Consider the following 12,224-nt stretch of genomic DNA (forward strand, 5'->3'; position numbering starts at 1 on the left):
CCGCAGGCGCCGCGTCCGTGAGGGCCGTGTCCGTGAGGGCTGCGTCCGCGAGCGTCGTGTCCGGGGCGTCGGCGCGAGCCGGCTCACGCCCGGGGGTGGGCGGTAGGCTCGTTCTCTCCTGAACCACTCCGGGGTCTCCTCCGCCGAATCGCACGCCTGCTTGCGAAAACGCTACCGCCCCGCAAGGGCGGTCGAAGCCAGCGCAGCACCGGAAGATCGAAAGAATCGGCGTTTCACGCCCGGAGGCGGCAGGGTGATCCCGCGACCTACGGGACCACCCGGCGCACATGTCGGTCCTGCGCACGAGAGCGGGAAGAGGGCCCGGAAACCCTTCGGACCGGACCCGTCTCGTCGGCGGCGAGCTCGGAATTCCGTTGTCTACTGGGCTCCCGGACCCGTCCCGGGTCCAACCCCCCGCCCGGTTGGGGTGCCCCGACTCGACGGACCGACGGCCCTGCACCTGGCTGTGTGGACGGAGTCACACTCCGTCACGGACGCAGGATCCGACGATGTCAGAGACGGCCAACCGGCCAAGTCCCGTGCTGGACTGCGCAGCAAACTACCGACTCCACCTCAGATGTCAACCGTGTCCCGATCAGCAGAAACATCAAGTTTTCGCAGGTAGGACATGGGGGCGTAAGCCGGTCAAAGGTCATTAGCGGACGCCGGAGAGCGGCTCGGCAAGCCTCTCAGGGCCTGCGACAGCGGCCGCTCGTGCACCACTCCGAGCCTTTGCGTGGCGCGGGTGAGAGCAACATACAGGTCGCTCGGACCCCGTGGCGACTGGGCGGCGATGAGGTCCGGCTCGGCCACGATCACCGAGTCGAACTCCAGCCCCTTCGCGTCCGCCACCCCCATCACGGCCACCGGCGCGTCGAGGGCCGCCGCCGCCCCGGTCCGCCCCACGCCCGTCGCCACCGCCCCGGCCGGGTCCGTGCCGGACGGCGCCGCTCCGCGTCCCGCCCCGGATCCCGGCTTCCCGGCGCGGCCCGGGCCGGGCGTCACCACCACCGCGCCCGTCACCGTGGCGGCCACCTCCGCCCCCAGCGACTCCAGCAGCGCGTCCGGCACCACCACGGCGACCTTGCCGCCCTCCCCCACCTCGGCCTTGACCAGCTCCGCCAGCGCCGGCAGCGGCGCCGACCACGGCTCCACGCCGAGCTCGCGCACGGACGTGGGCGCCCGCAGGGCCGGGTCGATGGTGGCCAGCACCCGGGCGGCCACCGCCATCAGCTCCACCGGCGTGCGGTAGTTGACGGTGAGCCTCTCCTGGCGCCACCGCCCGGCCACGTACGGGTCGAGGACCTCCTCCCACGACCGAGCCCCGGCCGCCGACCCGGTCTGCGCGATGTCGCCGACGATCGTCATCGACCGCGTCGGGCACCGCCGCATGACCGCCCGCCACGCCATGTGCGACAGCTCCTGCGCCTCGTCCACGATCACGTGCCCGTAGGCCCACGTGCGATCGGCCGCCGCGCGCTCGGCGGTGGTGAGGTAGGGGCCCTCGCCGCGCTGGCGCTCGGCCAGGCGCTCGGCCTCCATGACGTCGGACAGCCCGGTCAGCTCCAGGACCTCGCGCGCGTAGGCGAGCTCGGCCTCGCGCTCGCTCTCCTCGGCCTGCCTGGCGGCGGCCAGCTCCTCCTCGGCCTGCATCGCGCTGGCCCGCAGCACCTGCTCGTCGATCTCGCCGAGCAGCTCGGCGGCCTCGTCCAGCAGCGGGACGTCCGACTCGGTCCACTCCCCGCCGTCGCGCCGCAGCAGGGCGCGTTCCTGCGGGCTCAGCTCGGAGGCGGCGTAGCCGAGGCGCTCCGGGGAGCCGTACAGGCCGAGCAGCAGCCGCTGCGGCGTCAGGTACGGCCACAGCCGGTTGAGCGCGGACTTGACCACCGGCTCGGTACGCAGCTCCTCGCGCAGGTCGGCCAGCTCGTCGTCGTCGATGAGCCCCTTGCCGATCTTGCGGGCCTGCTGCCTGGCCAGGGCGTTCAGCAGCGACCGGACGAACACGGCGCGCGCCTGGTTGTGCGGCCGCCGGGAGCGGGTGGCCTTGTTGCGCGCGCCGTCGAGCATGGAACGGTCGATGGTGAGCGTGATGCGCCCGATGGTGAGCTCGACGGGCTTGCGCGGCACCCGCTGCCGGTCGCGTACGGCCTTGGCGATCACCTCGGCCATGCGCTCGTCGCCCTTGAGCGCGGCCACCTCGGGCCGCTCCCTGGCGGTGGCGGTCACGCCCGGGTACAGCTCCCCGACCGTGGACAGCAGCACGTCGGTCTCACCGAGCGAGGGCAGCACCTGCTCGATGTAGCGCAGGAAGGTGAGGTTGGGCCCGAGGATGAGCACGCCGCGCCGCTCGAGCCGTTCGCGGTGGGTGTAGAGCAGGTACGCGGCGCGGTGCAGCGCGACGACCGTCTTCCCGGTGCCGGGCCCGCCCTGGACGACCAGCACGCCGTTCAGGTCGCTGCGGATGACGCGGTCCTGCTCGCCCTGGATGGTCGCCACGATGTCGCGCATGCGGCCGGTGCGCCGCTCGTCGAGCGCGGCCAGCAGGGCCGCCTCGCCGTTGAGCGTGGCGCGGTCGTCGTCGGTGAGCGAGTCGAGGTCGAGCAGGTCGTCGTCGACGCCGATCACGGCGCGGCCCTTGGTCTGCAGGTGGCGGCGCCTGGTCAGGCCCATCGGAGCGGCCGGGGTGGCACGGTAGAACGGCTGCGCGACCGGCGCGCGCCAGTCGATGAGCAGGCGCAGCTGCTCGTCGTCGGTCATGCCGAGCTTGCCGATGTACAGCCGGCCCTCGTCGACATGATCGAGGCGACCGAAAATCAGGCCGCGCTCGACCGCCCAGAGCCGGGCGAGCCTGGAGGCGTACATCTCGGCGAACGTGTCGCGCTCCGACCTGTTCTGCATCGTGCCGACGGCGCCCGTGGCCAGCACCTCCTTGAGCTGCCGCTGGGTACGCTCGCGCAGCTCGTCGAGGCGGTCGTAGAGTCGGGTGACGTACGCCTGCTCCCTGGCGAGCTCTGTTTGACGAGTTGCCGCCTGACCGTTATTGTGGTTAATGAGACACTCCGGGCCATTCTGCTTGTTGTTACGACAAACGACGACATTAGCACGCCTGTTGAGGCACTCCCACTTGCTTTCTCTCTCCGATCTCTTTCCTTGTTACGGCTTGGTTTCACCTGCATCCGGCTCTTGACCCACGGGGCCGGACTCCCTATGTTCCGAGTTAGGAAAGTTTCCTAACTCGCAAGGAGTCCATCCGTGAGCGGTCCGGTACCGGGGACCCCCAGTCTGCTACGTGCCATCAATGATCGCGCCGCCCTGCAGGCACTCCTCGAACGCGGTCCGCTGACCCGCCCCGAGATCGGCACCCTCACCGGGCTGTCCAAGCCGACGGCGTCCCAGCTCCTCGCCCGGCTGCAGGAGGCCGGGCTGGTGGTGCTCGACGGCATCAGGGAGGGCCTGCCGGGGCGTACGGCGGAGGTCTACCGGATCAACCCGGCGGCGGCGTACGTGGCCGCGCTGGACGTCACGCCCGACCGGATCGAGGCCAAGGTGGCCGACATCACCGGCACGATCGTCGGCGAGCACACGCTCCCGACCCCGCGCCGGCCCCCCGGCGAGCTGGTGGACCGCCTGAACGCGGCCCTGGAGGGCGCGAGCCCGCCGGACAAGCTGCGCCGGGTCGTGATCGGCGTGCAGGCCGCGATCGACCCGTCCACCGGCAGGCTGGGGTACGCGGCCGCCAAGGACGTGCCCGGCTGGCAGCTCCCCGACCTGGTGCCGACCCTCAGCGCGGGCCTGGGCGTGCCGGTGGACGTGGAGAACAACGTCAACCTGGTCGCCGTGGCCGAGCAGGCGCACGGGGCGGCCCAGGGCCATCAGGACTTCGTGCTGCTGTGGGCCGACGAGGGCATCGGCTCGGCCATCGTGCTGGGCGGCCGGATGCACCGGGGCGCCACGGGCGGCGCGGGCGAGGTGGGCTACATGCCGACCCCGGGCGCGCCGACGGCCCGCGAGGCGGGGCGCTATGCCAACCACGGCTACCAGGCGCTCACCGGCGGCCCGGCGGTGCTGAAGCTGCTGCGCTCGTACGGCGTGCGCGGCGGCGACTTCCCGCACGCGGTCGCCAACGCCGTGCGGGCGGCCGAGGGGAAGGGCCAGAAGGCCGACGACGCCAGGGCGGGGCTGCGCGACATCGCCGCCCGGCTGGCCGTGGGCCTGGCCGCGATCACGTCCGTCGTGGACCCCGGACTGATCGTGCTGACCGGCGGCGTCGTGCTGTCGGGCGGCGAGACCCTGCGCGAGCTGGTCGAACACGAGCTGCACGCGCTCACCATCCCGCAGCCCCGGGTCCGGCTGTCGAGCGTCGAGGGCAACCCCGTCCTCGCCGGCGCCCTCGATCTGGCTCTTGCCACCGTACGCGAAGAGGTTTTCAGCTCAACCGTTCCGACATGATCCACCACGGCAGGAGGCACCCCCCGTGCGCTTCGTCCCTCTGTCGGTCGCCGCGGCTCTCGCGCTGACCGCCTGCACTCTGAGCGGGTGCACCGCGAACAAACAGGCAGGGCCGTCGCTCGGCGCCCAGCCCAAACCTTCGGGCTCGGCCTCGCAGGCGCTCCCGGCGGCCACGCTGGAGCTGTGGCACGGGTTCAACACGGACGCCGAGGTCAAGGCGTTCGAGGAGGCCATCGCGGGCTTCAATAAGAAATTCCCGCAGATCACCGTCAAGGCCGTCAAGAACGTCCAGGACGACCAGATCACCCAGGCCATCCGGGGCGGGAACGCGCCCGACGTGGCGGCCTCGTTCACCACTGACAGCGTGGCCCAATGGTGCAAGTCGGGAGCGTTCCAGGATCTCACCCCGGTGATCAAGCAGGACGGGATCGACCTGTCGGTGCTGCCCGAGGTGGCGCGCTCGTACTCGGGCTTCGAGGGCAGGCAGTGCACGCTGCCGCTGCTGGCGGACGCGTACGGGCTCTACTACAACAAGGCGCTGATGAAGGGCGGTCAGCCGCCCAAGACGTTGAGCGAGCTGACCGCGCTGGCCAAGAAGCTCACCGTGCGCGACGCCGACGGCACGATCAAGGTGGCCGGGTTCATCCCGAGCGTCCAGTACTACGAGAACAGCCCCACCCACCTGGCCCCCATGGTCGGCGCCAAGTGGTACAACGACGACGGCACCTCGGCCATCGGCTCCGACCCGGCCTGGAAGCGGCTGCTGACCTGGCAGAAGGAGCTCGTCGACTGGTACGGCTACGCCAACCTGGAGAAGTTCCGCAAGAGCCTGGGCGACGAGTGGAGCGCCAAGCACCCGTTCTACCAGGGCAAGGTGGCCATGGTCCTGGACGGCGAGTGGCGTAACGCCATGATTGCCAACGAGGCGAAGGACCTCGACTACGGCACCGCTCCCCTGCCCGTCGCCGACGACCGGCCCGACCTGTACGGCAGCGGCTTCACCGCGGGCACCGTGATCGGCGTGCCGAAGGGGGCCAAGCATCCGCAGCAGGCGTGGGAGCTGGTCAAGCACCTCACCACGGACACCTCCTCGCTGGTGACGCTGTCGAACGCGCTGCGCAACGTGCCGACGACGAAGGCGTCGATGGAGTCCCCCGAGCTGGCCAAGGACGCCAATTTCACGACGTTCCTGAACATCTTCGCCCACCCGAAGACCTCGACCATCCCCGCCAGCGTGAACAGCGTCTTCAACCAGGAGGTCATGGGCACGTTCGTGACCAAGTGGGAGAAGGGCGGCGTACCCGATCTGGACGCCGGGCTGAAAGGCGTGGACAAGCAGATCGACGACAAGCTGAAGCTGTCCGGGGGCTGAGGTGGCCGCGCTCGCTGACGTGTGGCGGCGCCGCGAGGGCCTGCGGGCCCTCGTGTGGCTGTCGCCGTGGATCGCCGGGGTGTCGATCTTCTTCGTCTACCCGCTGCTGTCCACGGTGTACTTCTCCTTCCACCGCTACGACATGTACACCCTCGAGTTCGCCGGCCTGGACAACTACCGCTACCTGTTCGCGGACCCCAGGGTGCTGACCTCGGCGAAGAACACGCTGTGGCTGGTGCTCATCATGGTGCCGGCGACCGTGCTGTGCTCGCTGGCGCTGGCGCAGCTCGTGGTGCGGCTCAAGGCCGGCGTCGGGCTGTTCCGCACGATCTTCTACCTGCCGTCGCTGGTGCCGCTCGCGGCCGGCACGATCACGTTCGTCTTCCTGATGAACCCGGCGACCGGGCCGTGGAACCAGTTCCTGGCCCTGTTCGGGGTCCGGGGGCCCGACTGGTTCGGCGATCCGGCCTGGTCGAAGCCGAGCCTGACGCTGCTGTCGCTGTGGAGCTGCGGCCAGCTCGTCGTGATCTTCATGGCGGCGCTGCTGGACGTGCCCAGGCACCTGTACGAGGCCGCGGCCATCGACGGGGCGGGAGCATGGCGGCAGTTCCGCAGCGTGACGCTGCCCGCGATCGCGCCCGTGCTGATGTTCTCCCTGGTCACGAACGTCATCTACGCCCTGCAGTACTTCACGCAGGCGATGATCGCCTCCCGGGTGGCCTCGGGCGAGACCGACTCGCCGGGCAGCTCGTTCTCGCCCGGCTATCCGGACGAGTCGCTGCTGACGCTGCCGCAGTGGCTGTTCCAGGTCGGCTTCCGCGACTACTCCATGGGGTACGCGTGCGTGCTCGCGCTGCTCCTGTTCGCCACCTCGATGATCTTCACGCTGATCCTGCTGCGGCAGTTCCGCAAGGCCGAGGAGGCGTCATGAGTGCCACGATCGTCGACCCGGGCACCGCGCCGCCCCGTCCGGTGGCCGCGCACGCCCGGCGGGACGGCGTCCGGGCCCGCAGGCGGCGGGTGCTGGTGTGGATCGCCACGCACGCGCTGGCCGTCGCGCTGGCGCTGATGTTCCTGGCGCCGGTGGTGTTCATCGCGCTGACCGCGCTGATGACCGACCAGCAGGCGCTGACCAGCGACCTGTGGCCGCACAGCTGGAACTGGGACAACTTCGCCGTGGTGTTCGAGAAGTCGATGCTGCTGCGGTGGGCGGCCAACACGCTCCTGTACGCGGTGCTCGGGACGCTGTTCACCGTGGTGTCGTCGGTGCCGGTGGCGTACGCGCTGGCCAAGTTCCGCTTTCGCGGGCGGCGGCTGGCGTTCCTGCTGGTGATCACGGCGATGATGCTGCCGCCGCAGGTCATCGCGGTGCCGATCTACCTGGTGTGGGCGCGGCTGGGGCTGACGGACAGCCTGTGGCCGCTGATCCTGCCGATGCTGCTCGGGGACGCGTTCTCGATCTTCCTGCTGCGGCAGTTCCTGGTCACGATCCCGCGCGACTACACCGACGCGGCCAAGGTGGACGGCTGCTCCGACTTCACGACCCTCGTCAGGGTGGTCCTGCCGATGGCCCGCCCGGCCATCGCGGCGGTCGCCCTGTTCCAGTTCTTCTACTGCTGGAACGACTACTACGGGCCGCTGCTGTACGCCGGCGTCGAACAGGACCACCTGACGCTGTCGCTCGGCCTGGCCACGTTCAAGGCGTTCCACAGCGTGCAGTGGAACCTCACCATGGCCGCCACGCTGCTGGTGACCGCACCGGTGATCATCGTGTTCTTCTTCGCCCAGCGAGTGTTCATCGAGGGCGTGACTTTGACGGGAGTGAAGGGTTGAAACTGGCCGTGGTCGGGGGCGGCTCGACGTACACGCCTGAGCTGGTCGACGGCTTCGCGCGGTTGCGCGACGAGCTGCCGGTGACGGAGATCGCCCTGATAGACCCCGACGCCGCGCGCCTGGAGCTGGTGGCGGGCGTGTCGCGGCGGATGCTGGCGCACGCGGGGCATCCGGCGCGCGTGCTGGCCACCTCCTCGGTGGAGGAGGGGGTCGCGGGGGCGCAGGTGGTGCTGTTCCAGCTCAGGGTGGGCGGGCAGGCGGCTCGGGAGGTGGACGAGACGCTGCCGCTGCGCTGCGGGTGCGTGGGGCAGGAGACGACGGGCGCGGGCGGGCTGGCCAAGGCGCTGCGCACGGTGCCGGTCGTGCTGGAGATCGCCTCGGTGGTCCGCGCGCTGGCGCCGCAGGCGTGGATCGTGGACTTCACGAACCCCGTCGGCATCGTCACCCGGGCCCTCCTGGACGCCGGGCACCGGGCGATCGGGCTGTGCAACGTGGCGATCGGCTTCCAGCGCAGCTTCGCCGGGTGGCTGGGGGTGGAGCCCTCGCGGGTCTCGCTCGGCCACGTCGGCCTGAACCACCTGACCTGGGAGCGGTCCGTCCACCTGGACGGCGAGGACGTCCTGCCGGCCATCCTGCGCTCGCACGGGCAGGAGATCGCCGACAGCCTCGGGCTGCGGCCGGAGCTGCTGGAGCGGCTGCGCTCGGTCCCCTCCTACTACCTGCGCTACTTCTACGCGCACGACGCCGTGGTGCGCGAGCAGCGCGCCAAGCCGTCGCGGGCGGCCGAGGTGGCGGCGCTGGAGCGGCGGCTGCTGGAGATGTACGCCGACCCGGCCGTGGTGACCAAGCCGGAGCTGCTGTCGGAGCGCGGCGGGGCGTTCTACTCGGAGGCGGCGGTGGCGCTGATCGCGTCGCTGCTCGGGGACCGGGGTGACGTCCAGGTGGTGAACGTCCGGAACGGCGGCACTCTGCCGTTCCTCGACGACGCGGCGGTGATCGAGGTGCCCGCGGCCGTCGGGGCCCGGGGCGCGGTGCCGCTGCCGGTGCCGCCGGTCGAGCCGCTGTACGCCGGGCTGATCGCGCACGTGTCCGCGTACGAGAGCCTGGCCCTGGACGCGGCGCTGCACGGCGGCGCGGACCGGGTGCGGGACGCCCTGCTCGCCCATCCGCTGGTCGGGCAGGACGAGATCGCCGAGGAGCTGACGGGCCTGCTCCTCGAGGCGAACAGCGCGCATCTGCCGTGGGCGGTGGGCTAGTGGGGCGCCCGCGGCTCGTGCTGGCGGTGGACGGCGGCAACAGCAAGACCGACGTGGCGGTGATCTCGGAGCACGGCGAGGTGCTCACCACGGGCCGCTCGGGGCCGTTCGCGCCGCAGCGCGACGGGGTGGCGGCGGCGGTGGGCGTGGTCCGGGACGCGCTCGCCGCCCTGGGGCCGGAGGCGGGGGCCGACGCGGGTCCCGAGGGCGGGTTCGACCACGTGTCGGCCTGCCTGGCGGGGGCGGACCTGCCGGTCGAGGAGGAGGCGCTGGCGCGGGAGTTCGCGGCCAGGGGGTTCGGCCGGGACGTGGTGGTGCGCAACGACACGTTCGCGCTCCTGCGGGCCGGGGCGTCGGCCGCGTGGGGGGTGGCGGTGGTGTGCGGGGCCGGCATCAACGCGGTCGGCGTCTCCCCCGCGGGCGCGGTGGCCCGCTTCCCCGCTCTCGGGCGGATCAGCGGCGACTGGGGCGGCGGCCAGGGCCTGGCGGAGGAGGCGCTGTGGCACGCGGTCCGAGCCGAGGACGGGCGCGGCGTGCCGACCGCGCTGACCTGGCTGATCACGTCCTACTTCGGCACGGCGACGGTCGAGGAGCTCGTGCTGGAGGTGCACTTCGGCCGGCTGAGCGAGGAACGCCTGCACGAGCTGTCGCCGGGCGTGCTCGCGGCGGCCGCGGACGGGGACGCGGTGGCCAGGTCGCTGGTGGAGCGGCAGGCGGAGGAGGTGACGGTGATGGCGGAGGTGTGCCTGCGCCGCCTCGGCCTGCTGGAGACGCCGACCGAGGTGGTGCTGGGCGGGGGCCTGCTGACGGCCCGGGATCCGCTGCTGACGTCGCTGCTGGACTCCTCCTTCGCGGTACGGACGCCGCGGGCGAAGCCGGTGCTGGCCGACGTGCCCCCGATCGTGGGCGCGGGCCTGCTCGGCCTGGAGCACCTCGGCGCGGCGGAGAGCGCCAAGGCCCGCCTGCGCGCCCTCTACGAGCCGCCTGGCCGGGGCTGAGCGCCCGGCGGGCCGCTCCGGGGGTGGATGGTCAGGCGTCCGGGCCGGCGGGGAGCTCGCCGGCCACCTCGGGGGCCCGGTGCTCGTACGGGGTGCTCAGCACGACCGTGGTGCGGGTCGAGACGTTGGCCGAGGCGCGGATCTGCTGCAGCAGGTCCTCCAGCGCCGTCGGCGAGCCCACCCGGACCTTGAGGATGTAGCTCTCGTCGCCCGCCACGCTGTGGCAGGCCTCGATGGCCGTCAGGTGGGCCAGCCGCTCGGGGGCGTCGTCGGGCGCGGCCGGGTCGATCGGCTTGATCGACACGAACGCGGTCAGCGGCAGCCCGACCGCCTCATGGTCGATGATCGCGGCGTATCCGCGCACGACCCCGCGCTTTTCCAGACGGCGTACGCGCTGGTGCACCGCCGAGACCGAGAGGCCGGTCTCCCTGGCCAGGTCGGTGAAGCTCATGCGGCCGTCGCGGGCGAGCAGCGTGACGATCCGGCGGTCGATCTCCTCCATCGCCAAAAGGTTAGCCGGTCATGGTCACGACATGGTCCCGACGGGCGAGGCCCCCATGCGCATCGCGTGCTCGACGAGCGTGATGAGCACTTCCCGGCCCGAGTCCTTCTTGCGGGCGTCGCAGCGCACGATGGGGATGTCCGGCTCCAGGCCGATCGCCGAGCGCACCTCGCCGACCGTGAACGGCCTCGAGCCCTCGAAGCAGTTGAGCGCCACGATGAACGGCTGCTCGCGCTTCTCGAAGTAGTCGACGGCCGGGAAGCAGTCGTCGAGGCGGCGGGTGTCGGCCAGCACGACGGCGCCGAGGGCGCCCATGGCCAGCTCGTCCCACACGAACCAGAACCGCTCCTGGCCGGGCGTCCCGAACAGGTAGAGCATGTAGTCGTTGGCGATGGTGATGCGGCCGAAATCCATGGCCACGGTGGTGGTGAGCTTCCTCTCGACGCCCGACAGGTCGTCGACGTGGGTCCCTACCTGGGTGAGCGCCTCTTCCGTACGCAATGGCCGGGTTTCGGACACGGCACCGACCATGGTGGTCTTGCCCGCACCGAAACCACCCGCGATCAGGATCTTGATCGCTGTCGGCAGCCGCCAACGGTCAGAGCGACCGAATTCCATCCAGCACCGCCTGTACCTCTCCCGCGCATGCACAACCCCGCCCCTGAGGTGCCGTGGTCAGTGGTACCTGTCAAGGTGCATTGAGAGGGTCGCTCCACATGCCTGGCATCCAGACACCCTAGCAACGCCACATTTTCCACTCAAGCCGCAATCTTTTACAAGAATCAAAATGTCACGGTTTGTCGTGCGACGCGCCCTTATTCGTGGATCTGACGGTCAAGGTGTCAAGCCAATGTGTCAGGTAATCCGACAAGCACTTTAACGGGCCGGTCCTCAGCCCGAAATACCGACGAAACCCGCGTTGAATCCGATCTGTCTGCGCAGGTAGGCGGCGGTGCGGGGGCTGCCGGCCCGTACCGGCTCGATGAGCCCGGCGGCCTCGCGGGCCAGGGCGGCCATCGCCCCGGTGACCTCGGCGCGGCTGACGCCGAGCGCCAGGACGTTCAGGTCGCCCCAGCTCATGTCCTTGCGGTACGAGGCCACGTCGCCGAGCAGGTGCAGGTAGCGCTGGACCTGCCTGCTGACCGCGCGGAGGTCGTCGAGATGGGTCCTGGCCCAGTCGTCGGCGGTGTAGATCCAGTGCGAGACGTCCACGAAGCACGAGCCGCGGCTGTCGGCGTTGTCGAGGAAGCGCTCCAGCGTCAGGACGGCCCGCGTGTCCCGCCACACCCAGGCCCTGCCCATGCCGGTCAGCGTCTCGGCGAGCTGGTCGCGCCAGATCCACCGCAGGTCGTCGAACTCCTTCACGGTGCCCAGCTCGTCCCGCAGGTCGGCCAGGAACCGGGTCGCCGCCGAGCGGGGCACGGCGCCGTCGGCGACCGACAGGCATTCGCGGATCAGCCGGTCGACCTGCTCGCGGGTGGTGGCGGTGTGGTCCACGAGACGCTCCACGGCCAGGACCCACAGGGCGGCCCGGTTGGCCACCTTCAGGTGCTCGGCGCTGGCCCAGGGGGCGCTGAAGGCCGTGGACAGGGTCAGGGTGGCGTAGAACTCCGCGCCGAAGGCCGCCACGGGGAACAGCCCGCTGTACATCTGGGCGCAGCGCCGCAGGTCCCTGCCGCATTCGGCGGCCAGCGCGCACGTCCTGCCGAGCTCGAACGCCTCGTCCAGCTCGTCGTCCGGCATCCTAAGGCCGCTCGATCAGCTCGCGGATCATGGGCGACCGTCCCCCAAACCCCGATATCCATCTGTTAGGG

At 71.1% G+C, this 12,224-nt stretch carries 10 protein-coding genes; 6 read left to right on the forward strand and 4 right to left on the reverse strand.

Annotated elements, in window-relative coordinates; all coding sequences use genetic code 11:
- Nucleotides 1-645: 645 nt before the first annotated feature.
- A complete protein-coding gene (locus tag AB0L65_RS07140; RefSeq protein WP_364241384.1) occupies nt 646-2,925 on the reverse strand; it encodes an ATP-binding domain-containing protein in 2,280 nt (759 codons plus the stop codon).
- A 327-nt stretch (nt 2,926-3,252) separates the two neighbouring features.
- On the opposite strand from AB0L65_RS07140, the gene AB0L65_RS07145 reads away from it, so the two are divergent.
- From AB0L65_RS07145 to AB0L65_RS07170, 6 genes are read left to right on the forward strand one after another with little or no spacing between them, the layout of a single operon-like run.
- Nucleotides 3,253-4,449, forward strand: a complete 1,197-nt coding sequence (locus tag AB0L65_RS07145) for an ROK family transcriptional regulator (RefSeq protein WP_364241387.1) — start codon at nt 3,253-3,255, stop codon at nt 4,447-4,449.
- 25 nt (nt 4,450-4,474) lie between these two features.
- Entirely contained in the window at nt 4,475-5,821 is a 1,347-nt protein-coding gene (locus AB0L65_RS07150; protein ID WP_364241391.1) for an ABC transporter substrate-binding protein, read from the forward strand.
- Between the two features lies 1 nt (nt 5,822).
- On the forward strand, nt 5,823-6,752 hold the full coding sequence (locus tag AB0L65_RS07155; RefSeq protein WP_355198912.1) for a sugar ABC transporter permease: 930 nt from the start codon (nt 5,823-5,825) through the stop codon (nt 6,750-6,752).
- Nucleotides 6,749-7,654 carry a carbohydrate ABC transporter permease gene (locus tag AB0L65_RS07160; RefSeq protein WP_364241394.1) on the forward strand — a complete coding sequence of 302 codons (906 nt, stop codon included), beginning with the start codon at nt 6,749-6,751 and terminating at the stop codon, nt 7,652-7,654. Before AB0L65_RS07155 ends, AB0L65_RS07160 begins: the two co-directional genes overlap by 4 nt.
- Nucleotides 7,651-8,910: a 6-phospho-beta-glucosidase gene (locus AB0L65_RS07165; RefSeq protein ID WP_364241396.1), complete on the forward strand. Its 1,260-nt coding sequence runs from the start codon at nt 7,651-7,653 to the stop codon at nt 8,908-8,910. The genes AB0L65_RS07160 and AB0L65_RS07165 overlap by 4 nt, the downstream gene beginning before the upstream one ends.
- Nucleotides 8,910-9,908: a BadF/BadG/BcrA/BcrD ATPase family protein gene (locus AB0L65_RS07170; RefSeq protein ID WP_364241398.1), complete on the forward strand. Its 999-nt coding sequence runs from the start codon at nt 8,910-8,912 to the stop codon at nt 9,906-9,908. The genes AB0L65_RS07165 and AB0L65_RS07170 overlap by 1 nt, the downstream gene beginning before the upstream one ends.
- Before the next feature lie 31 nt (nt 9,909-9,939).
- Here the strand turns inward: AB0L65_RS07170 and AB0L65_RS07175 are convergent, their stop codons facing one another.
- The 3 genes from AB0L65_RS07175 to AB0L65_RS07185 all read right to left on the reverse strand — a co-directional run bounded on the left by AB0L65_RS07175 (nt 9,940) and on the right by AB0L65_RS07185 (nt 12,153).
- Nucleotides 9,940-10,410 (reverse strand): Lrp/AsnC family transcriptional regulator, encoded by a 471-nt coding sequence (locus AB0L65_RS07175; RefSeq protein WP_350734614.1) that lies wholly within the window; start codon nt 10,408-10,410, stop codon nt 9,940-9,942.
- Between the two features lie 24 nt (nt 10,411-10,434).
- Nucleotides 10,435-11,028 carry an ATP/GTP-binding protein gene (locus AB0L65_RS07180; protein ID WP_350734616.1) on the reverse strand — a complete coding sequence of 198 codons (594 nt, stop codon included), beginning with the start codon at nt 11,026-11,028 and terminating at the stop codon, nt 10,435-10,437.
- A gap of 273 nt (nt 11,029-11,301) precedes the next feature.
- A complete protein-coding gene (locus AB0L65_RS07185) occupies nt 11,302-12,153 on the reverse strand; it encodes a terpene synthase family protein (protein WP_364241401.1) in 852 nt (283 codons plus the stop codon).
- Nucleotides 12,154-12,224 lie beyond the last annotated feature (71 nt).

Source organism: Nonomuraea sp. NPDC052116 (assembly GCF_040680035.1).
Lineage (GTDB): Bacteria > Actinomycetota > Actinomycetes > Streptosporangiales > Streptosporangiaceae > Nonomuraea > Nonomuraea angiospora_A.